At 39.9% G+C, this 22,162-nt stretch carries 23 protein-coding genes; 5 read left to right on the top strand and 18 right to left on the bottom strand.

Going from position 1 to position 22,162, the window contains the following annotated elements; translation table 11 throughout:
• The first annotated feature begins 41 nt into the window (after positions 1 to 41).
• Positions 42 to 368: a hypothetical protein gene (locus AB3N04_RS06725; protein WP_368505332.1), complete on the top strand. Its 327-nt coding sequence runs from the start codon at positions 42 to 44 to the stop codon at positions 366 to 368.
• Between the two features lie 65 nt (positions 369 to 433).
• On the opposite strand, the gene AB3N04_RS06730 is transcribed toward AB3N04_RS06725, so the two are convergent.
• The 7 genes from AB3N04_RS06730 to AB3N04_RS06760 form a co-directional block, all read right to left on the bottom strand.
• Entirely contained in the window at positions 434 to 601 is a 168-nt protein-coding gene (locus tag AB3N04_RS06730) for a hypothetical protein (RefSeq protein ID WP_368505333.1), read from the bottom strand.
• A 19-nt stretch (positions 602 to 620) separates the two neighbouring features.
• Positions 621 to 1,376 carry a nucleoside phosphorylase gene (locus AB3N04_RS06735; protein ID WP_368505334.1) on the bottom strand — a complete coding sequence of 252 codons (756 nt, stop codon included), beginning with the start codon at positions 1,374 to 1,376 and terminating at the stop codon, positions 621 to 623.
• Positions 1,377 to 1,403: 27 nt separating this feature from the next.
• Positions 1,404 to 1,949, bottom strand: a complete 546-nt coding sequence (locus AB3N04_RS06740) for a hypothetical protein (protein WP_368505335.1) — start codon at positions 1,947 to 1,949, stop codon at positions 1,404 to 1,406.
• Positions 1,950 to 2,116: 167 nt separating this feature from the next.
• Positions 2,117 to 2,500 carry a VOC family protein gene (locus AB3N04_RS06745; RefSeq protein WP_368505336.1) on the bottom strand — a complete coding sequence of 128 codons (384 nt, stop codon included), beginning with the start codon at positions 2,498 to 2,500 and terminating at the stop codon, positions 2,117 to 2,119.
• A gap of 141 nt (positions 2,501 to 2,641) precedes the next feature.
• Entirely contained in the window at positions 2,642 to 3,673 is a 1,032-nt protein-coding gene (locus AB3N04_RS06750; protein WP_368505337.1) for an outer membrane lipoprotein carrier protein LolA, read from the bottom strand.
• 19 nt (positions 3,674 to 3,692) lie between these two features.
• Positions 3,693 to 5,099, bottom strand: coding sequence for a sensor histidine kinase (locus tag AB3N04_RS06755; RefSeq protein ID WP_368505338.1), 1,407 nt, complete (start codon positions 5,097 to 5,099; stop codon positions 3,693 to 3,695).
• Positions 5,086 to 5,802 carry a response regulator transcription factor gene (locus AB3N04_RS06760; RefSeq protein ID WP_368505339.1) on the bottom strand — a complete coding sequence of 239 codons (717 nt, stop codon included), beginning with the start codon at positions 5,800 to 5,802 and terminating at the stop codon, positions 5,086 to 5,088. The genes AB3N04_RS06755 and AB3N04_RS06760 overlap by 14 nt, the downstream gene beginning before the upstream one ends.
• Before the next feature lie 175 nt (positions 5,803 to 5,977).
• Here AB3N04_RS06760 and AB3N04_RS06765 point away from each other — a divergent pair, with 175 nt between their 5' ends.
• Both AB3N04_RS06765 and AB3N04_RS06770 read left to right on the top strand, forming a co-directional pair.
• On the top strand, positions 5,978 to 7,003 hold the full coding sequence (locus tag AB3N04_RS06765) for a DUF4367 domain-containing protein (RefSeq protein WP_368505340.1): 1,026 nt from the start codon (positions 5,978 to 5,980) through the stop codon (positions 7,001 to 7,003).
• A gap of 691 nt (positions 7,004 to 7,694) precedes the next feature.
• Positions 7,695 to 7,919, top strand: coding sequence for a hypothetical protein (locus tag AB3N04_RS06770; RefSeq protein ID WP_368505341.1), 225 nt, complete (start codon positions 7,695 to 7,697; stop codon positions 7,917 to 7,919).
• A gap of 247 nt (positions 7,920 to 8,166) precedes the next feature.
• Here the strand turns inward: AB3N04_RS06770 and AB3N04_RS06775 are convergent, their stop codons facing one another.
• Both AB3N04_RS06775 and AB3N04_RS06780 read right to left on the bottom strand, forming a co-directional pair.
• Positions 8,167 to 9,636 carry a potassium/proton antiporter gene (locus tag AB3N04_RS06775; RefSeq protein WP_368505342.1) on the bottom strand — a complete coding sequence of 490 codons (1,470 nt, stop codon included), beginning with the start codon at positions 9,634 to 9,636 and terminating at the stop codon, positions 8,167 to 8,169.
• A 38-nt stretch (positions 9,637 to 9,674) separates the two neighbouring features.
• Positions 9,675 to 10,235 carry a tyrosine-type recombinase/integrase gene (locus AB3N04_RS06780; protein WP_368505343.1) on the bottom strand — a complete coding sequence of 187 codons (561 nt, stop codon included), beginning with the start codon at positions 10,233 to 10,235 and terminating at the stop codon, positions 9,675 to 9,677.
• 188 nt (positions 10,236 to 10,423) lie between these two features.
• Here AB3N04_RS06780 and AB3N04_RS06785 point away from each other — a divergent pair, with 188 nt between their 5' ends.
• Complete coding sequence (locus AB3N04_RS06785; RefSeq protein WP_368505344.1) at positions 10,424 to 11,185, top strand: PAS domain S-box protein; 762 nt, start codon at positions 10,424 to 10,426, stop codon at positions 11,183 to 11,185.
• Between the two features lie 272 nt (positions 11,186 to 11,457).
• Here AB3N04_RS06785 and AB3N04_RS06790 read toward each other — a convergent pair whose 3' ends face one another.
• The 6 genes from AB3N04_RS06790 to AB3N04_RS06815 all read right to left on the bottom strand — a co-directional run bounded on the left by AB3N04_RS06790 (position 11,458) and on the right by AB3N04_RS06815 (position 16,624).
• Positions 11,458 to 11,820 carry a DUF4363 family protein gene (locus tag AB3N04_RS06790; RefSeq protein ID WP_368505345.1) on the bottom strand — a complete coding sequence of 121 codons (363 nt, stop codon included), beginning with the start codon at positions 11,818 to 11,820 and terminating at the stop codon, positions 11,458 to 11,460.
• A 28-nt stretch (positions 11,821 to 11,848) separates the two neighbouring features.
• Positions 11,849 to 12,577 carry a YetF domain-containing protein gene (locus AB3N04_RS06795; protein ID WP_368505346.1) on the bottom strand — a complete coding sequence of 243 codons (729 nt, stop codon included), beginning with the start codon at positions 12,575 to 12,577 and terminating at the stop codon, positions 11,849 to 11,851.
• Positions 12,578 to 12,866: 289 nt separating this feature from the next.
• Entirely contained in the window at positions 12,867 to 13,073 is a 207-nt protein-coding gene (locus AB3N04_RS06800; RefSeq protein WP_368505347.1) for a hypothetical protein, read from the bottom strand.
• A 130-nt stretch (positions 13,074 to 13,203) separates the two neighbouring features.
• On the bottom strand, positions 13,204 to 13,575 hold the full coding sequence (locus AB3N04_RS06805; protein WP_368505348.1) for a hypothetical protein: 372 nt from the start codon (positions 13,573 to 13,575) through the stop codon (positions 13,204 to 13,206).
• A gap of 80 nt (positions 13,576 to 13,655) precedes the next feature.
• Positions 13,656 to 14,573, bottom strand: a complete 918-nt coding sequence (locus AB3N04_RS06810) for an aminoglycoside phosphotransferase family protein (RefSeq protein ID WP_368505349.1) — start codon at positions 14,571 to 14,573, stop codon at positions 13,656 to 13,658.
• Positions 14,574 to 14,641: 68 nt separating this feature from the next.
• Positions 14,642 to 16,624, bottom strand: coding sequence for a prolyl oligopeptidase family serine peptidase (locus AB3N04_RS06815; protein WP_368505350.1), 1,983 nt, complete (start codon positions 16,622 to 16,624; stop codon positions 14,642 to 14,644).
• A 205-nt stretch (positions 16,625 to 16,829) separates the two neighbouring features.
• Between AB3N04_RS06815 and AB3N04_RS06820 the strand changes: the two genes are divergently transcribed.
• On the top strand, positions 16,830 to 18,566 hold the full coding sequence (locus AB3N04_RS06820; protein WP_368505351.1) for an ABC transporter ATP-binding protein: 1,737 nt from the start codon (positions 16,830 to 16,832) through the stop codon (positions 18,564 to 18,566).
• A 67-nt stretch (positions 18,567 to 18,633) separates the two neighbouring features.
• Here AB3N04_RS06820 and AB3N04_RS06825 read toward each other — a convergent pair whose 3' ends face one another.
• The 3 genes from AB3N04_RS06825 to AB3N04_RS06835 all read right to left on the bottom strand — a co-directional run bounded on the left by AB3N04_RS06825 (position 18,634) and on the right by AB3N04_RS06835 (position 22,147).
• Entirely contained in the window at positions 18,634 to 19,923 is a 1,290-nt protein-coding gene (locus AB3N04_RS06825) for a voltage-gated chloride channel family protein (protein WP_368505352.1), read from the bottom strand.
• Between the two features lie 9 nt (positions 19,924 to 19,932).
• Positions 19,933 to 20,367, bottom strand: coding sequence for a YetF domain-containing protein (locus AB3N04_RS06830; protein ID WP_368505353.1), 435 nt, complete (start codon positions 20,365 to 20,367; stop codon positions 19,933 to 19,935).
• A 250-nt stretch (positions 20,368 to 20,617) separates the two neighbouring features.
• Complete coding sequence (locus tag AB3N04_RS06835) at positions 20,618 to 22,147, bottom strand: spore germination protein (protein ID WP_368505355.1); 1,530 nt, start codon at positions 22,145 to 22,147, stop codon at positions 20,618 to 20,620.
• Positions 22,148 to 22,162 lie beyond the last annotated feature (15 nt).

Genomic DNA, 22,162 nt, shown 5'->3' on the forward strand with positions numbered 1-22,162 from the left:
TCAATTTGAGATGGTAAATAGCATTTTAATTTTCAGTAGAAATGGTACAATGGAAAAATGAGTACGTCGTTGGTAAGCTAAACGAAGTAAAAAAGGGTGGTGAAGATATGGATAAAATTTGTGGAGCCTGTTCGAAACAGGAGAACATGACAAAAGAAGAACGCATTCAATTGGCTATGTCCCGTCTGCCCAACACCATTTACACATGCCCTTTATGCAATGAAAAGCACTCCTATTCTGCACAGGAACAAGTCCCAATCACACCAGTTGAAATTGAACCTCCTCAGGAAGTCGTGGGCGAACCTATTAAAAAAACGAAATCAAAAAAATCGCCTGAACCAGAACAAGAGCAACTAGCTTTGTTCTAATTCTATTTAAATATAAAGCAGGGCAAGATGCTAGTATGTGCATCTTGCCCTTTCATTTAGCTGGATTACCGAGCTCGCCCCTGATCTTGATCGATTTTTCTCATCTCTAATTCTACTTTTTTATGCTCCAATTCTACTTCAAGCCTTTTAATTTCATAACTTTTCTTCTTATCATACGCATAGTACATAAGAGATAGTGCGACAATAATGGTAATGTAGAAAAACAGATCCAAGCCGGTTCCCCCCTCATAATTAATGTTTTTTTGTGAGAGCTGCTAAATAGAGCCCAATCTGTCTTATTTTCTCATCTGTTTGATTCTCGATCTGTTCTCGTTCTTCTGTGTAGCTAAAAACAGTATCGCCTGCTATTAAATGGTCCGATAGGTTTAATAGTCCAATTGCTCTTTTATTAAAATACTTTGCTACCGCTAGAGTGGTCGCCGTTTCCATGTCCACCCCTGCATATCCATTTCCGGCCCAATCATCAATCATTTCTCTCGTCTCAAGAAGCATCGCACTTGTTGAAATAATCGTTCCTACAACATAACGATAGCCTTTCTTTTCACAAAATTCGATTGCCGCGTTCACAAGTGTTTCATCTGATTTTACGGTTGTTTCGTTTGGTAAATACCAATGAGAAACACCGTCCTGCATGAGAGCTTCACTGACAATGAGAATATCACCATACTTTATATCTTGGGTTAACCCTCCAAAATATCCTGTCTGAATAAAAGATTCGGTGCCAATTGAAGCAAATTGATGCGTGATAGTAGATGCCATCGGGCTTCCGTATACATTTGCAAAGCCAATAGTTGTATCATCATGAGAGCCAATCACTGTATTCCATTTTGGCAGCCACATTTCATTTTTAAGTGTATGCTTCCAGAGCTTAATATTTTCAGTGTGCTCCCACTCCCCGTGGATAATAAAAGAGGTAGGGACTTTGTCTTCCTCTATTCCAAAAACATGTAGCCAATCTTGCTTTGTGAATTCGCCGTATAACTTCATCGCAGCTCCTTTGGATTTATGTAGTTCCTAACTAGGTTTAATAAGCAGCGCTCTTGCTATTGTTTTTACAATGGATTCTGTTTCTTTATGCTTTCTGACTTTATCTAAGAAAGGGAAATCATCTTGAGTCACGGATAACTTTGAAATAGGCTCTATAGTGCTTTCACAAACCCATTCATCTTTGATTCCACCTTGGCTAAAACGATCCTTCGGCAGAATGTAGATTGTGCCATCGATCCAGCAATTATCCTCCTGATTTTCATTTACAGAAAAATAATAATATCGTTTGATTCCTTTTTTTGTCGGAAGGGTTAAGCAGAGATTTCTGACAGATCCTTCATAATCTTTTTTGTTCATAACAGCAAAGAACATCGACCACACTCCATCCGATGCAGCAAAAACCGCTCTAACTGGTTTGCCATTAAAAAGGGTTTGCACCTTTGGCTCTAATTTTCGTATCTTTGAGTCATTTGAGCCATGAACAAGCACATTTTTATTTTCAATGAGGTAATGTAAAAACAAGTACTTAGGATACGCACTTTTATATTGAATGAAATGTACTTCTCCATTCAAAATATGTTTCTTTTACATTTCATTGAACTCTTGAATGGCTTGTGGAGGTAAATCTAACTCAGGAATCTTTAAAAAGTGGAATTTATCTAACACCGTCTTCATAATGAAGTTTTTCATGTTAAGTCGTTCCCCTCCGTGCTTCCTCATCCACCCATCCACATTTCTCACTAAAGTAGATTCTCGTACAATTCAATAAGAGTACCATCTGGGTCTCTGAAATGAACTACCTTAAGTCCCCAATCAGCTTGTTCTCTCGGTTCTGTGATAAAGTTCACCTTATCTTTAAGTTCTCTGTACTTTGCTTCTACATCATCTACTTTTAAGACTAATGTGACTCGGTCGACCTTCGTATCATCATCCTGATACAAAGCACCCACAGCATCAGCCATTTGTTTTCTCTCAAACAACCCAAGTTGAGTTGAACCAACCTTGAATTGTCCATACAAGGATTGGTCATCTCCCCATGACACCTCAAATCCTAAAACATCCCGGTAAAACAAAAAGCATTCTCTATATTGATCGACAAGCAAGCGTGTATGAGTCAAATCCATCACAATCTCCCCCTTGGCATATATGTTTTAATTAACCTAAATTATACTATATTTAACTTTGCTCATATGCCTAATTAGAAGAAACGAAGAGCGACCACTGTGGAATAATCGCTCTTCGTTGCTCTTTCAATTCATCTATAATTATCTCATCTCTTCAATGATCTCAATCGTTTCGTCTTTTGAAAGGGGTGCTTCAGGATAGAAGCTATACTGAATCCCGTCTTCTTGCCAGGAAATCATATTCAAAGACTCGTCCCAGATGATTAACCCTTCTTCACTTCGAATTTCGACCTCTTCTTCATTTCCAAAAACGGCCACGAGCGGATCACTTCGTTTAAACACTTCATAGGTAAAGAGGATTTGCCCACTCTCATCGCTATAGGTTAGATTGATCCCGATTTCATCTTCTTGTCTAGGATACGTACTCGCCTCATAAAAATGATACTCATCGGTTGGTGTTAAAAAAGAATAGTTTGCCATCTCTTGTGCCTCAGAGAGCTCAATTGATTCTAACGCTGATAATTCTTCAAGCGATACTTTCTCAAAATCAAGAGACTCATCGACCATAAAATAGGAATCCTCCACTTGGGGATTCAGTTCAAACATAACAGCCTCACTCGTCATCCATTCCTCATCGAATGCTAAATCCATTTTGAGGAGAACCCAATTTTCTTTATCAACCCAGATCTCCATCTCATCGTTGTTGCTTTGCTTTGACTTTAACTCTAGGACGAATACATCACGATCAAGTAACGACGTTTCCTCTTTCACCTCGATCTCATAATGATCATGCATCGCTTCAAGCATCTGCATCGTTGATTCACGAGGTGTTTGAGCAAGATACGTGGCGGCTTCTGGTGAATCATACGTCAAGATTTGTTCCTCTTGATAATCAAGCGTGACCGATCCTTCATCACTATAGAGGGAAACATAAGCGAGCTCCTCCCCCTCATACATTTCCATTCGATACCTTCCATCCGGCATCCGCCACTCCTTCATCGTGAACGGATCACTTTCATTTCCTTCGTAAACCGTCTCCATGTAATACGCTGTAGCTGATGGATCTGCCTCAATCATACTCGCCATTACTTCCGTACCACTTAAACCTCTCATCTGACAGCCACTTAACATAATAAGCGCAATCACGACAAACAATATTATCTTCTTTTTCATCTCATCCCCACCTTCACTTCTACACATGCTTTTTCAGGGCGAAATAAAAGCAGCTTCCCTCACCTTCTGTTGAGGTCACCCCAATAAAGCCTTCGTGCTTTTCGATTAACTGCTGACTAATGGCGAGACCCAAGCCTGCCCCTTTGCCACTATCTTTCTGCCTTGCCTCATCTGCCTGATAAAACAACTGAAATACTTTATTAAGGTCCTGCTTAGCGATTCCAGACCCTTCATCTTGAATCGCAAAATACAAGTAACCTTCCTGCCAAGGAAGATCCGCTGGGAGCATGTCTCGCTCTGTTGTCGTAATAAGCTCGATCATTTTTCCGCTTTTCGTATGTCTAAGTGCATTTGTAACAAGATTATCCATTACTTGGATTAAGCGATCGACATCACAGTAAACCTGGCACGGTCCCACTTCGATTCTCGTTTCTAGCACCATATCATGTTTGTTACAAAGCTCCTCGTATCCATCGACTAACACGTCCGCCAGCTCCTCGCCGTCAACCCATTGACAGTTGAGCTCTAAACTATTCATCTCTAACCTTGAATAGAGCAGCAGATCCTCTACAAGCTTCTCCATATAATTAGCCTTACGTACAATCACATCTCGGTACTCATCTTGCTTTTCAGGGTGATCTTTGAGCCCTTCTGCATAGGCCTTTATCGATGTGAGCGGAGTGCGTAAGTCATGTGAAATCGTCGCAACTAGACGCTGCTTTAATTGTTGGACCTCCTCAAGCTCACCGCTCATCGTATAAAAACGTTCTAAAAGTTCACGAAACTCATCATTTGCACGGTTATACTTTCGCTCGGTCGGAAAGTTCCCTGCACCAACCGCTTTCATTTCTCCAACTAATTGTGTAACAGGTTTAACGATTCGACGTTTCACAAGTATATGAGTGATCATTAATGTCATAAGAAGCACCATAACAATGAAGAAACCTGTAAAAAAGGAGCTCCTCTCAATCTGTTGTTTCAATTCAATTCGTTCTTTTTTTATTTCAAAGTAACCCATTAGCTCGCCTTCATAATAGACTGGCTCCTTGTAAATAAAATGAGAGAGCGTTTCGTTCGTTTCATAAAGACCTTTCATTAATTCACTTGCTGGGACTCTATTTGAAAAGAGTGATTGCCCATTCACGTTTAAGAGCACTTGACGATCTTTGGAATAGATATGGACGATCTCATCATCGTATATCTCATCTGCTAAAGCATCTTCTCCAACAGAGGGATATTGATACAGACGTGGATTGTCCTTTAAGGTCGAAGCGAGTTGATGAATTCGAATAGATGTATGGATATACTCAGATAATTGCTCCCGCTCATACCAATCATTGATGTAGCTTATAAAGAAATAGGTCGAAACAAATGGAACAAGCATGACTACAAAAATGAGGAGCAGCAACCAATTACGTATTTTCATGCTTTTGTCCAATAAATTTGTAGCCAATTCCCCAAACGGTATCAATAAAACGCGGGTGTCGACTGCCTTCCCCTAGCTTTCGACGAACATTTTTAATATGTACGGTCACCGTCCGAATGTCATCCGCATCGTCTTGCTTCCATACTTGATAATAAAGCTGTTCCTTTGAAAATACCTGCCCGGGTGAGCGTGCTAGGACACAGAGTAAGGCAAATTCTTTCATCGTAAATGTCAGTCTGGCGCCATCTTTTTCAACGGTGCGCTGATTTAAATTTATATGTAACCCATCAAAGGTAAGCACTTCATCTTCTGTTTGCTTGCCTATGTACCGATTGTAGCGCCGAAGTTGAGACTTCACACGTGCAACGAGTTCAAGCGGGCTAAATGGTTTCGTTATGTAATCATCTGCTCCTAGTCCAAGACTATGAATCTTATCAATGTCACCTTGCCTTGCACTCACAACTACGATCGGCACGTCGCTTTTTGTTCGAATCTGCCTACACACTTCAAACCCGTCTATTTTTGGCAGCATCAAATCAACGAGAACAAGCATCGACGACGATTCATGAAAATGATTAAGCCCTGCCTCCCCGTCGTGAGCAACAATGACGCCATACCCTTCTCGTTTTAAGTAGTCACGAATTATATTGCTAATTTCGATGTCATCTTCAATGACGAGTATTTGCTCTCTCATCTGCTTCATTCCCTTTACATCATTTACGTTTATTCCTTATTTTTCTATTATAGTCAATCAGCTGTCTTGCTGAAAGACCTGATTACGACTTCATACTTTCTTTATAAATCCCTTTCTTTTTCTTTATCATTGTTGCTTATAGTGAAAGGAAGCAAGACAAATCGATAACGAGGTGAAGAAACTGATGAAAAAGGTAACAGCCTTATTAGGATTAGCTGGCGTCCTCCTATTCTCAACTGCTTGCTCAATTGAGGATACGGAACAAATTATTGAAAATGCGGTAGAAGCACAAGAGAACCTTGAAAGCTACTATGCTGAGGTTTCCTCAACATTTAAGTATGACGGTGAAAATGAATCCTCAACGTATAAGGAATGGAACGTAAAACCGGATAAATATCGCACAGAAATGGAAGATGGCTACCTCCATATTTCTAATGGCGAGGAGTCATGGTCATATGATAAAACTGAAAATACAGTGACCGTCTTTGACACGTCAGAAGACCTTACAGAAGAAATGCCAAGTGAATCCGAGATCATTCGCGAAATGTTAACTGAAATGCTTGAATCAACAGATGTAGTCGTTAATGGAAAAGAAACGATTGCAGACCGTAAAACGATTCATCTTTCCGTTTCTGCCAAAGAAGGCGAAGAAGGATTTTTGGGTGACACAAGCTATGACATTTGGGTTGATGAAGAAACGTATATGCCTCTAAAAATGATGTGGATTAGCGAGGACTTCTCATCTGTTGTTGAATACACGCATATTGAATACAACATCGATATTGATGAAGCTCTTTTCACTTTTGATATTCCTGAAGATGCCGAAGTACTAACAATGGATGACTTTATGGTTGATTCGCTTTCACTAGATGAATTAAAAGAAGTCGCACCGTTTGACATTCCTGACTTAAGTGCGATCCCTGAAAACTTCGATTTTGAGGAAGCGAATTACTTTGAAGAAATGGATATGGCGACCATGCATTTTAACGACAACGAGCATTATTTAGTTCTATCTCTCACAACAGATAAAACTGAGATGCTTGACGAGACGGAAGCTGTTTCCACCGAAAATTTCGAGGGCTCTTATATGCACATGTTCGATATGCACTTCTTGTTCTGGTCACAAGATGAGGTACACATTGAATTGATGACAGATGCTGATGCTCTATCGAAAGAAGAACTAATTGAGATCGCTACACACATTCAATAAGAACGAAAGGATCCCCCTTCCTTTTATTCCATATAGTAAGCGACCCTATTGCCTAAAAAACAATAGGGTTCTTTTTTTTACTCTTGTGCATTCCCAAATAAATCCCAAAGAATAGGATGCTCGTGCTGTGAAATGATAAGAATGAGGTGATTGAAATGCGCGTGAATACGTTTTTGTTCTTTATTATTCCTTGGATGGTTGCAACGATCTTTTTTAGGAGACAAAAAAGGCTCTTTCGGCGAATGTTCCCTTTTGCTTTTCTACTCTCCACTTCCCTTTGCTTATGGGGTGACCATCACAAGTATTGGGTGTTAAAGCCCAAACTAAAAAGGTTTCAAGTCATGACCACTATGCCCCTTAACCTAGGTCTGTATCCTGTTCTTTCTACTCTAATGGTGTACTTGATCAAACAAACGAAGGAAAGTGCGGCTTCATGGATTTTAACGTTTACTTGTCTGACAACCATCTTGGAATTTTTAACGAAGCTCTTCGGACGAGCAACTTATGGCAATGGGTGGACCTTAAATAAAACCTTTATTTCTTATCTCATTCCTTATTATCTCATTCATAAATACTCTCAACTTTTTCTGAAATAATCATGTAAAACCCTACAGCTAGGGCTCTTTTGTGCGTAACTTAATAGGCACTCTCCCTTGCGCTGAACATATGATGCAGTAAAAGGAGTGATCTTATGCAGTGGCAACAAAAAATTCCTTACTTACTGAATCAGCCCATCGGCGTCTCTTTTGCAAATGGGACGGGAACTTCTGGCGTGTTATGCGATGCAAGTGAACGGACATTATATGTACTAGAATACTTGTACCACTCACAATTCGCCCTTAAGCAATATGATTATGCGACGATTCAAGACATTCATGGCTTCCCACCTTGTCAGAATCAAATAAGTACTAACTAACAAAGAAAGGGGCTGGAACATATCTAAAAGGTTTAACTCAGGATAGGAACGAAGAGCTAAATGAGCGGATGAAATATACGGAGACCTCCTGTGGGGACTAGAGCAGGAGTGAGATCCCGGAGTGCGATAGCACGAGGAAGCTCACTAGCTCCCCACGGAAAGCGAAGTATATTTCAGGAGCGGTATCCATAGCCCGCATCCGTAATGTTCGATATTCCATAAGTTAAAATATTTTTGTCCCAGCCTTTTATGAACCTTCATTGATCATCGACTTTAACACCTTAATTTTTTGTTTAGCTACTAAAATATAGAGAATGTCATCTGGTTGAATGATTGTTTCTCCATAAGGTGTGACTAGGTCTCCATTTCGAATGATCGCACTAATAAGAACGTCATTCGGAAAATCAATATCTTTTAATGCTTGTCCGACCAATTTATTTTTTTCACGAACGACAAATTCGATAATCTCGGCATTCGCTTTCCCAATTGAAACCAGCTCTAGGGAATGTGGTGCCTCTACTTTCTCAGGACCATTTAACCCTAACTTCTCTGCAATAATGGAGATCGTCGACCCTTGTATCAGAGCTGACGTTAAGACAACGAAGAAAACGACATTAAAGAATAATTGACTGTTCTCTACTCCCATCGTCATTGGGAAGGTCGCTAGAACAATCGGTACAGCCCCTTTTAGACCAGCCCATGAAAGAAAGACTTTTTCCTTTACATTGAATCCCATTTTAAATGTCGATAGAAATACGGCGATTGGACGTGCAATGAAAATTAAAATCATCGAGAGCAAGAACCCTTTTACAATGATATCAAAGGATAAAAATTGCGCAGGAAATACTAGAAGACCAAGAATGATAAACATTAAAATTTGCATCATCCATGCAAATCCCTCATTAAATCTGAAAATAGAGTGGCGATACGTTAAATCACGATTCCCTATTACAAGTGCTGCTACATACACAGCTAGTAATCCACTCGCTCCAACCAGATCAGTTAAGCTATAGGTTAAAAGGGCAAAAGCTAGCGCGAAAATAGGATAGAGACCACTCGAATCAAGATTAATTCGATTGATAGCAAAACTGGCAATCCGGCCAAACAAGTAGCCTAATGCAAGACCAATTCCCATTTGCCAGAAGAAGGACCCTACAAGAAATAAATAGGAAGAATTCTCGACTGTTAATAACTCAATAAGAGCTAATGTGAGAAAGACTGCCATGGGATCATTCGTACCTGATTCTGCTTCTAAGGTAGAACTTAATTTCTCTCTAATATTCTGTCCTTTTAATACAGCAAAGATAGCAGCCGCATCTGTTGAACCAACAATAGCTCCAAATAAAAAGCCTTCTAACCAAGTGATGTCAAAGATTAACTTTGCGGCAACAGCCACAACGACGGTCGTTAATAATACTCCTAAAGTGGCAAGTGACAAGGATGGTTTGGCAACCACTTTTACAGCAGACCATTTCGTTTGCAAACCACCTTCAAATAAAATCACAACTAAAGCAACAATTCCTACCAGTTGAGCGAGCTTCGGATTATTAAAAGGAATAAATCCTAATCCATCACTTCCCATCACCATCCCAACAAGTAAGAACAAGACTAGAGCAGGTACGCCAAGACGGGTCGAAAATTTCGTTGTTAATACCCCGATAATAAGCAATAAAGCCGTTAGTAAGATAAAATAATCAATATTTACGTACTCGAGCATTGATGGCTTTCTCCCTCCAATAATTGTGGTGAAATTTCTTATAAATTAACATCTATTTTTACCTTCACACTCTTTTTCTCAATTCCTATATAACGCAGTGTTTCAGCTTTCGTTGAATGATTAAAAATTTCTTGCAACAAGGAAATCGCTACACCCCCGCAATAGGCATGGTACCCAAATGTTTTCCTCAAAGTATGCGTGCCTATTTTTTCTCTCATCCCTACTTCTCTTGCGACTGTATTGATGATTCGATACGCCTGCTGACGCGTGATCGGTTGGTCATTTTTTCGCGACTTAAAAAGGAAGTCTTCTTGTTGTAGACGGGCTTCTTTTATATAGGAGAAGAGAGCACTTTTTACCTTTTGATTAATATAGAAGAGTTTTTCTTCTGCGTTTTTAACTTCCTTCAAAAGATAATAGTCCTTAATCGATTGCCCATCATAGACATCCTTCACTTTTATTTGGAGTAAATGACTGATGAGGATACCTGTGTTAATCCCAAAGACAAACAACACATAATCTCGTTTCGACTTTTCTTTAAGGACAGTTTTAATATGCTCAATCAACTCGATCTCTTTAATCGGCTCTACATATTCCATTTTCCACCTCAATGAACGTTACTTAATTATCATTTTACCATATGTTTTGTAACATTACTGACGTTATGCTCAGTAACTATTGAACAATTCATCACTTTTTACTATTAAAGGAGCAGAGAAGTAAAGATATCCCATCTATACTTATACGTGTATGTTATAGTGTAGGGAAAGATCTTAGGGGGCAGGTTATGATGCAAGCATTTATCAGTACCGAAACCGATTTGTATAAGGAAATCGTAGAAGGTACATTCGAATCAACCATTGTTCACAGTGATTATGAAGTGTTGTATGTGAACGAAGCTGCTGCACAGTTATTAGGTGCAGAAAAAGAAGATCTTATAGGAGCTCCGGTACTCGATATCTTCCCAGTTGATGCAAAAGAGAGAATTGCAGATAGAATTGAGAGAGGTCTAAGCGAGGGAATTGTTGGAGAACTCATTGAACAAACCATCATTACGTTAGATGATAGATTAATTGAAGTGGAATTATCGTGTCACCCTTTTATATATAACGATAAAAGAGCGATTCTTTCTGTTTTACGAAACATTACGAGCCGAAAAGAAATCGAATGGGAATTGCAGAAAAGAGTGAATGAACTCTCAACCCCGATCGTACCAGTGTGGGACGGAATATCGGTAATTCCTCTTGTGGGGACGATTGATTTTGATCGGGCAAAACAGCTTCTAAACACCTTACCGATAAAGATCAAATCGGAAACGGACCTAACAGACATCATTATTGATTTTTCGGGAATTTACAATATGGATGAGTTGGTGGTAGATTTTATCCTTAAAATCGATTCAATCATGAGGTTGCTTGGCGTCAAGCCGATCCTCACTGGAATACGACCTGAATTAGCTCAAAAGGCATTAGTAATGGGCGAAGGACTTCAATCAATTCAAACGATGAGTACGGTCAAAAAAGCCTTAGCTCATTTCAAATCAGCTTAATCGCTCTCAAAAGGCACAAGAATGCCGAAGATTCTTGGGCCTTTTTGGGCATTAAAGCATGATTAAAAAGCGTACTACAGCAATATAGTAGAAAGCCGTAAACAAGCGTGTAGAGAACGACTCTCCCTACCTTTTTCTTTTTCGTAGGATGCTTCGTTCCCTTGTTCATCGCATGACTAGGAAAAAATTTCTTTATTATCACAGACCCTATGAAAAAGCCAATGGGGATGCCAATCATTCTATTTTGGCAGAGCATCTCATCTTTATCTGAACTAACCAAGAGCATTCCAGATCCCATAAAAATAATAAATATCGGGGAAAACTGTAGCAGCATCTTGCACTTCAATGCCCCCCTTTATTCGATGTAAAGATTCTGCAATCGCCATCATATCATCTCGTTCTACACTGTATTGAACGCGTTTTGAAATCCTCTTCCAGGCGTTTTCTGCTTTACGTTGTTCTTGTTGCGCCTCTTCCCACTTTTCCGCTTTTACATAGACTTCAATCTCTTCAACGTATGATAATAGATCATCATCATCTCCAAAAGGTCCTTTTAACCACCCACCACCAGTCATGATCAGGAAAGAAGCAAGAACAAATAAACTTGGAATCAAATAGAGTAAAAATTTTTTCATACGTAAATAGCCCCCTTCTATTTCTCTTTTAGTAAGGACCTTTATAGTCACTAATGTTCATATCATCTCCAACATGATCATCATACTTATCGACATACAGTTGATCATTGGGCAGAACGGCTGCATAAGAAACTTCCTCTAATGAGTGGATGCCATGCATTTTTAATTGATTCATTAACCAGTCCTTGCTTTTCTTTCGCTGTTCTAAATTCTGAGCAATAACCTTGCCGTCATAGATTAATTCCGTCGTTAGCTTAGATGGTTGAAAAGGGAGGTTTAGATCACCTCGTTCTACAGGTCGGTATTGCGACTTAGGTAAAATCGAAACCGTTCCATCTGGTTCTAGGAGGGCCACTTCTACTTCAATAGGAGAAAAGATATTTTTAGAGCGTAACTGCTGCATAAGCTCATCTTTTGTAATCCGAGCTTTTTCTAGATTCTTCTCTAACATATTTCCTCTTTGCATTAATACAACCGGTTCTGAATCTTGAATTTTTGAAAGGTAGCGACTTTTCAATCCGATGAACTGTAGAAGAATGGTTAAAACCAAAAAGACCGTTAATGCGACCCAGTGGACGAGTGCTTTAGAAGAGATATCCGTAGCTAGTGTTGCCGCAATTGAGCCAATGGTGATGCCATTTATGTAATCAAACATCGTAAAATTGCCGATAAGTTGTTTACCAATCAACCTGGAATATAAAAGGATCGTGAAAAAGGTAATAACTGCTCGAACGATGACAACGAGAGGTTCTTGCATGACGAGGCCTCCTGTAAGTAGTAATACCTTTAATCTCCCCACTAAAGGTAGCTTTATGCTAGTCGTCCCATCAATCAATCCTCGTTTAATGCCTCATCTTTAAAGAAAGAAAAAAAGAGACTGAGACAAACGTATTTTATAAGGGAAATCGAACATTACTAATGCGATCTATGTATGCCGCTCCTGAAATATACTTCGCTTTCCATGGGGAGCTAGTGAGCTTCCTCGTGCTATCGCACTCCGGGATCTCACCCCTGCTCGGTGTCCTCAGACTTACTCATCTATTCCCCTACTGTTTTCGTTTCATCAAAAATACGAGTGCATAATAAACAATCGCCCCTCCTCCTGCAAATAAACGAAACTCCAATAACCTAGCTGGCGAATACTCTTCAATATAAAAGTTTGCATCAATGATCGAACTTAAAAACATGCCACCAAAGATGATGAACCCAATCATATACAATAGCTTCTCTGTGTTAACGGTCGTAGCTTCCATTGCTCGCTCTATGTTCCCCGCCTCCCCTTTATATTACTTCTCTCTTTTATACGGACCAACATACAAAAAGTTCCATATAAAAACAAGATAACTCCATCTGAGAGTTACCTTGTTTCTGTGCAAACACTTCCTACGCTTTCGTTAAAAATTCGTATGCATATTGAGGCAATGCATGATCGTCGGTCACTGCTTGTTTATCGTCATAAGATGCGTAGCTAAATAGATCTACACCTTTTTCTGTCGCTGATACTTTAATTAGTTTTTCATCATTATGACCTTTCGTTTCAAGTGTGAAGTCTATCAGCCCCACAGAAAGTCGGTACTCATTTAATACTAGACCAAGCCATTCATTCGATTTCTTCTTTGCATCTGGATGCTTACGAATGGAGTACGCGAGCTCCTGAATGTTAATTTTGTGCGTCTTTTCAGTTGGAAAGTGTTTGTGGAACTCATTTCGAATCGTGTTTGAAAAAGCCGTTATTTTATCAACTAGATGACTCATCTCATGTACACATCCTTCTTTTTTTATAGCTTGCTCCAATAAAAGGAGAATATAAAAAAAGAATTTACTTTATATACATTCTATAGACTAGGCTCCCCATACTCCTCCTTATAAAGCTCCTTCCACACTTCAATCATCTGATAAAAGCCTTTATTGTATGACCCATCCTCATCCACCGTCCAAGCCGTTGCTAACACAGTATGGCAGTACCCCCAAAGTAACAGTCTCTCCTTGTTTAGTGTAAGCTTCTCTGTAAAAAGGTCAACTCGTTTTTGAGTCACTTCTTTTATGCCATCTTCAGGAAGAACATTTAATATATATTGAATGAGATCATATTCCACTTCGCCGATTAATCCTTTTGGATCAATTGCCTTCCATCCGTCTTCACATTTCAAAATATTATAGGGATGAAAATCTCCATGCAAAAGATAGTGCTTTTTGGTTGTTTGGTTCATGTAGGTAAAGATCTGAAGTGCCTGATCGAGGGTTTGCTTTGATAGAGGTCCTAACCCCTCTGCATGCTTTTCGATGATGTTTCTTAGATTTTCTTCTCTTGCTTTAGTAGTTGGGATTCTTGACTCTGTTGGGGCATACGTGATGAGATCTTTCATGACATTTGCTGCAGCTAAGCATGCTTTTTCATCATCTAGGCTCGTCGCTAATGTGTATCCAGGGTTAAGTTTTTCTAGGAGAATAACCTGCATGTCTTCATCTGTATCGATAACATTCACAATTCCTCTTCCTGCAAACAACTTTAACGCTTCTACCTCAGAATCAAATCCCTCTCCAGGGATGCAAATTTTCACCACAACTTCTCTGCCCTCTTTAGTGGAAGCTGTTGCGACATAATTTATCGATAGCTCATACGCCTCACCAACTGTTAATGCCCACTTCTCCTCACAAGCCTTTATGATCGAAGGAATCTGCTCCAACCACGGCTTCGCCTCCTCTTTTAAATAAAGATGAACTGATTGCACAAAATGCTCTTGATAGATCATTTGATTCTCTCCTATCTAGTCATAAAAACAACCACTCATCTTAGATAAAGTGGTTGTTTTCGTTAGGTTTAGTCTAAGTGCTCAACAAACCATCCTTTAATATGGTTGAGTCTCTCTACTCGTAGGCTCGGATTGCCGCTTCTTGATAATTCATGGTTCGATTCTGGGAAGCGAACAAATTTTGTTGGCTTCTTTTGTTTTTTTAAGGCTACAAACAATTGCTCCGCTTGTTCAATTGGGCAACGGTAGTCCTTTTCTCCATGCAAGATTAGAAGGGGCGTCTCCACTTGATCAACATAAGCAATCGGTGAGTGCTTCCAAAGCTTCTCAGCATTATGCACAAGATCGCCTCCTACTTCCCATTCAGAGAAATAATAGCCGATATCACTCACTCCGTAGAAACTAAGCCAATTTGAAATCGAGCGTTGCGTAACGGCTGCTTTGAACCTGTTTGTATGACTGACAGCCCAGTTGGTCATAAAGCCCCCATAGCTGCCTCCTGTAATGCCAAGATTCAACGCATCGACATAACTCAAATGGGTTACTGCATAATCTGTAGCCGCCAGTACATCTTGATAATCCGCACCGCCGTAATCTCCTCTGACGGCATCTACAAAGGTTTGCCCGTATCCATGACTGCCACGAGGGTTGGTAAACACAACTGCATATCCTTGGGAGGCAAGCATTTGGAATTCATGGAAGTATGTATTTGCATACATCGCATGTGGTCCACCATGGACTTCAATAATGGTCGGGTATTTCTTTCCTTCCTCAAACCCAACAGGCTTCATCACCCAGCCATGAATATCCCAGCCATCAGGAGCTTTAAACGTGATCGCTTCAGCCGTTGACAGTTCAATTTCTACTAGAAACTCTTCGTTAACCTTCGTCAGCTGACTCTTTTCTCCTGTTGAGAGGTTTACTTTGTACAGATCTCCAGGATGTGTCGGTGTACTAATGGCGACAATCGCTTGATGTGAGACTGGATCAACACTTAATCCGTACACATGCTGCTCGTCAAGAATCGCTGGAACCATTTCACCTTCAATGGTTCCGTAATACACACCTGTATTTCCTTGATCACTTACTAAAAAATAAAACCCTTTGTTATCATTTGTCCAAATTGCTCCTGGGTTGACTGTACCCGAATGGAAATCGCCAATCGCCACATCACCAATTTGAACATCTAAATCTGCTGTTAAACAAATTAATTCTTCAGCCTCTACGTTATACAACCAAAGTCTAGATAACGTCGCACTTAAATAGTCTCGCTCATGACCAATTAAGGTGAGATACGTCCCATCTGGTGAGAAGCTTGGACTTCCAAATACCCCAGTGCCCGTCGTGATGGTAGTTACCTTCTTATCTTCAAGCTTCATCATGTAGACATCGGTTAAGAGATCATGATCAGGCTCCTCGCCTAAGTTAGCTGAGAAAACAATACTCTGACCATCTGGCGACCAGCAGCCAGCCGTGTAATCTCGATCTCCTTCTGTTAGTTGTGTGATTTCACCTGTTGTAACCGACGCGATACCGAGCTGCTGATTCTTATCATCTAAAAAGCCCACCCCATCTGACTTGTAGCGAAGCCGTTCAACAATCATTGGACTCAGCTTCGTTTCTTTTTCGCTTTGCTCCTCTTTATCTGTTAAATGCTGATCTGGTGCGACTGCTGCTTCAAATAAGAGATGTGCTCCACTTGGTGACCAGATCGGATTCTTCGCTCCATTCACACAAAAAGTGAGCTGTCTTGCTTCCCCACCCTCTGCACTAATTAAATAAAGCTGGGATTTCCCTGAACGATTCGATGCAAAAGCAATCGTTTTTCCGTCCGGTGACCACTTTGGAGAATGATCCTTCACATCGCCGAACGTCCACTGACAAATGCCTCCCTCTACCTCACCGATAAATAAATGAGATTGGTAGTCATGTTTATCATTATTGATGGCTGTTTGTACACATACAAATCGATTTCCATCGGGAGATAACTCCGGGTTTTTAATTGATGTTAAGTTATATAAATCCTCTGCTGTGATGCCACGCTTCGTCAATGTGATCCACCTCTTATGTATGTCTTTGAATATATTTCGGTTACGGAAATACTTTTCATCAGTATATACTATATGTAAAAGTTAACGCTATATTTTTTTATTTTTCTGACATATGATGAACGGTTTTGAAAATGTATAGAAAGTTAGTAAGAAGTGTTAAGATGAAAGATAATGGAAGTATCTTCAAATAAAGGAGTCTCACTGAATGGCAAATGAACAACAAAAGAACCTCAAGCCCTTTATCTCTCTCATTCTATCTACAAAAATCCCTAAGCTAGCACTCACTCTCGGTCTGATCGGAAGTCTTATTACGACACTAGTCGGTCTTTCTATCCCCTTATTAACAAGAGAATTAGTTGACGGATTCTCAGTCGATTCAATTAGTGTTGTTCTCATCGTCATTCTTGGAGTCGTCTTTATTCTGCAAGCGGTGATCGACGGGCTCTCGATGTACTTACTTGCCTATGTCGGGCAAAAAATCGTGGCGAAGTTACGGGAGAAAATGTGGTTCAAGCTTCTTCGTTTACCTGTAAATTATTTTGACAAAAAAACGAGTGGTGAATCAGTCAGTCGTGTCGTCAATGATACCGGAATTGTGAAGGATTTGATTTCACAGCACTTCCCTAATTTCATCTCAGGAATTATTACGATCATTGGTGCACTTATTATTTTGTTTATTATGGATTGGAAAATGACGTTATTAATGTTCATCTCGGTGCCTGTTACTGCTGCGATCCTCATCCCCCTCGGTCGGAAAATGGCGAAAATCTCACGTGGTCTCCAAGATGAAACCGCCACTTTCACAGGAAGTGTCCAACAAACATTAAGCGAAATTCGTTTAATGAAAGCATCCAACGCTGAGAAAATGGAAGAAGCAAAAGGCTTAACAGGCATCAATACATTATTAGGGTTCGGTTTACGCGAATCTCGTATCTTCGCAATGATTGGACCACTGATTTATTTAGTGATCATGGTCGTGATCGTCATGATTATCGGATATGGTGGGATTCGTGTTGCAGAAGGGACGATGACAACCGGTTCACTTGTCGCTTTTTTACTTTATCTGTTTCAAATTATCTTCCCGATTACGTCCTTTACGATGTTCTTCACTCAGCTTCAAAAAGCAAAAGGAGCAACGGAGCGTATCATTGATATCCTTGAGATTCCTTTAGAAGAAGGACAAAAAGGAATAAACACGGACATTACGAATCAGCCGATCCACGTAGAAAACCTATCATTCGGCTACAGTGAGGATGAACCTGTATTAAATGGGGTGACATTCGATGTTGAACCTGGTGAGATGGTCGCTTTTGCAGGACCAAGCGGCGGAGGAAAAACGACGATGTTTGGCTTGCTTGAGCGTTTTTACGAGCCAACTTCAGGTGAAATTCGGATTGGACATACACCAATCAAGGAATTATCGATGGCATCGTGGAGAAGGCAAATTGGCTATGTCTCGCAAGATAGTCCGATGATGGCCGGAACGATTCGCGAGAACTTTTGCTACGGGCTAGAAGATGCGGATACGATTTCTGATGAACGACTATGGGAAGTAGCTAAAATGGCGTATGCCGATGAATTCATTCAAGACTTCCCAGAGCAGCTCAACTCCGAGGTTGGTGAACGAGGCGTGAAGCTCTCAGGTGGGCAAAGACAACGAATTGCGATTGCACGAGCGTTCTTGCGTAATCCAAAAATCTTAATGATGGATGAGGCAACCGCAAGTCTTGATAGTCAATCAGAAGGGATCGTTCAACAAGCTTTAACTCGATTAATGGAAGGAAGGACAACCTTCGTTATTGCCCACAGGTTATCAACCATTGTTCATGCTGATAAAATCATTTTCATAGAAAAAGGAAAAATCACTGGAATCGGCACTCATCAAGAGTTAGTGAACTCACACGACTTGTACCGAGAATTTGCCGAGCAGCAGCTGACTTAGAGTTTGTTGACTGAGGAAAAAGTAGGGCATGGAGCCCTGCTTTTTTTGGTTAGATGGTGAGACGAAGCTATTTTTTCTTCTTCTCTATTGTGCCAATAGTATCTCCGTAAGCAAGATTATATAATCGACTTTTTGGTTCATATATTGTTTGAGATGGCCAAAGTCCGTGATGACCAGAAAAGATATAACTCGTCAAACAAGCAACAAAGAAAAATTCAATACCTTCTCCTCCAAACATCTCGATACTTAAAAGGAATGCTGCAATCGGCGTGTTCGCACCACCAGCAAAGGTAGCGACCAGACCAAGACCAGCAAGAAAAGACAAAGGTAAATCAATGAACGCGGACAAACTATTCCCTAAAGTGGCTCCCATAAAAAATAACGGTATAGCTTCCCCGCCTACAAAGCCACTGCCAAGGGTAACGGCTGTAAATACTAGCTTAGCGAGAAAGGCAAAGGGTGGAACATGCTCTTCAAAGGATTGTTCAAGCATGTCTAAACTACGCCCATTATACTCCTCAGTACCTAGGATCAGCGTTAAAGCGACAATAAAGCTTCCCCCGACAAAGGCTCTTATCATATGATTTTTCTTAAAATACGTTTCTGAGAAGCTTTGAATACCATGTCTCAATTGACAATAGAATACACTTAAAAGACTAAAGGTAATGGATAGGAGGATAACCATGCCGAACACAGTAAGCGAGCTCTCTGGTACTGTTTGGATAGTGAATGTTTCATGCTCGACTCCCCAAGCTGACTCAGTGATATAGTGACCAACAAAACTAGCTACAAGGCAGGGGACCAATGCTTCAAATTTCATTTTTCCTAAAGCAGTCATCTCCATCCCAAAAACTGCTCCTGTGATAGGGGTGCCAAAGGCAGCACCAAAACCTGCGCTAATTCCGCTTAGCAGTAGAATTTTCGTGTCTAGTAAATTTACTTTGAAGTAATGATTGACTGTTTCTGCTATACTTCCCCCCATTTGAATAGCTGCACCTTCTCTTCCTGTGGATCCGCCAAATAAGACTGTGAGAAATGTTCCTAAGTAGACGATAGGACCCATTCTACGTAACATTTTGGCTTTGCCATGAACCGCTTCTATAACGAGATTATTGCCTTTAGCAGAATCATTCCCCGCGTTCTTGCCATATTTCATGTATATGTAACCTAAGATTATACCTGCTAGTGGTAAAAAATAGATAGCCCAAGAATTACCTTGTCGCGTATCACCCAGAAAGTCATTTGTTGTTAATAGAAAAGCCGTTGTGGAGCCTACAAAGACACCGATAAGACCTCCCCACATTAACCATTTAGAAAGGGTTAAAATAAACGGTTTACCCCTATTTTCCACACCCATTTTATACCCTCATTTCAAATGATCTGGAGGTTCTTCTCCATGCTTATTATATTTAACTTCCTTAAATAGATTATTTGTCTGCTTTGATTCAGAACTTGGTGTTTGGATCGATGAATGAGGCAAGTATGCTTGAATCAACGAGACTAACATTTCAATATCTTCTTTCGTAGCATATTGTTTTTCAAGTTTTAGCTGGTATCCCAATTGTCCATTTGATTCTATCGTAGCCCATTGCACATCACTAATTTTTTGAATGCTTTGCTGCCTCAATCGGACTTCAAGCATATCTACTGTTAAACGTAGTTTTGATAAGTTTTTTTCATTAATTTCTCCATTTTCGTTGACAATGATTGATTTGCTGTAAAAAAACTTTTCTAGAGTGTCGGATTTCAATACGACATATTCAATCACAATCAGTGTCAGCACAAGTAGTAATGTAATCACCAAGGTAATCCAAATATTTCTATTGCCCACTGGTTGAATAATTAATGACTTATTCCATTACTAACGCCCTTATCTATATGTAGTGTAGTATCCCTCAGAGTGTAGAAGATTATGAACCACATCCACTCTTTTGGAGAAGCATAATTACACCGTACAGTAAGTGGTGTTGCATAAAAAAAATCGACCACACACTACTGGTCGATCTTACTGTAACTCTATGCCTCTATAGAAAATCTTCATCTGTATCTCTTTAACTTTGCTTTTTATCATCCAGTGTTTTGGGTTCATCTGTTCTTGATCTTAAAAGAGAGAGTGGGGCTCTGTATAATAAATCTAACCAATCTTTATAATTAAATGGGGCAAATGGAGAGGTATAATAAGACCCAAAGCTCCGCAAGCCAACCAAGTGAATATTAATTAAGATATAAGAGATGACAATCCCATATAAACCGAAAATTGATGCGGCTATCATAAATGAAAAACGAAGCATCCGTAGTGCAATACTAAAACTATAGGAAGGAATGGCAAAGGATGCAATCGCAGTAATGGCTACGACAATAATCATTACAGGACTGACAAAGCCAGCTCTAACAGCTGCATCACCAATGACTAACCCTCCTACTATTCCAATCGTCTGTCCAATTGCTCGTGGTAGACGTATTCCTGCTTCACGTAACAACTCAATCGTAATTTCCATGAGAAAAGCTTCAAGGAAAGCTGGAAAAGGCACTCCCTCACGCGAGCCTGCAATGGAGAGGGCAAGCGTAGTTGGTAGCATGCCATGATGATAGGTCACCATAGCAATATATAAGGAGGGTAGAAAAAGAGCAAAAAACGCAGCGAGGTACCGGATGATCCGTATTAATGTCCCTATATGCCATCGGTCGTAATAATCTTCTGGTGATTTTAACAGTTCTTGAAACGTAATAGGCGCAATTAATGAATAAGGCGTTCCATCAACTAATATAACCACTTGTCCATTCATTAAGGAAGCGGTTGTTTTATCAGGTCTTTCTGTATGCATTAGTTGGGGGAAAGGTGACATTACATTGTCTTCTATTAACTGTTCTAATGTACCCGTCTCTAACACTTCATCTATATCTATGCAAGCAATCCTGTACCGAATTTCATCCACTAATTTTTCATTAGCAATTCCCTTCATGTATGCGAGACAATACTTTATTTTAGTCCTTTTCCCAATCTCTCCTGTTTGTAAAATAAAACTCGGATTAGAGATTCTTCTTCTTAGTAAGACCATGTTCGTCTGTAAATCTTCTATAAAACCATCCCTAGGTCCTCGTATCACGACCTCACTTTTAGGTTCTTCTATCCCTCGCTTCTCGTACCCTCGTGTGCCTAATACTACTAATTTATCTATTCCATCAATTAGGAGTAAAGTATCCCCTGACATTAAAGAGTGTAAGGCTCGGTCAAATGATACATGTATACTAAATGATGAAAGATTAACCACATGCTGAGATAATTCCTCTAAGATTCCATCAGGAGTCATGCCATCGATCGTTTCAGGTGTGACTTGCATGATAGGCTTTATTACATTGTTATCTACCAAATCTATTTTACTTAAACCGTTTACATAAAAAAGGGTAGCCTTCATCTTATCCGCTATCTTAATATCACGCTGAACAACATCACTACTTTCGCAAATGATACTTTGAACAAATCCCACCATCTTGGATAACTCAGTAGAAACCTCAAATTGATCATCGTAACTACTCGTTAATGCTTTCATTTTTGATTTCTTTAGCAATTTTTTATACAAAGGATCACCTACACA

The sequence above is a fragment of the Alkalihalophilus sp. As8PL genome (assembly GCF_040939795.1).
GTDB lineage: Bacteria > Bacillota > Bacilli > Bacillales > Bacillaceae_D > Alkalihalophilus > Alkalihalophilus lindianensis.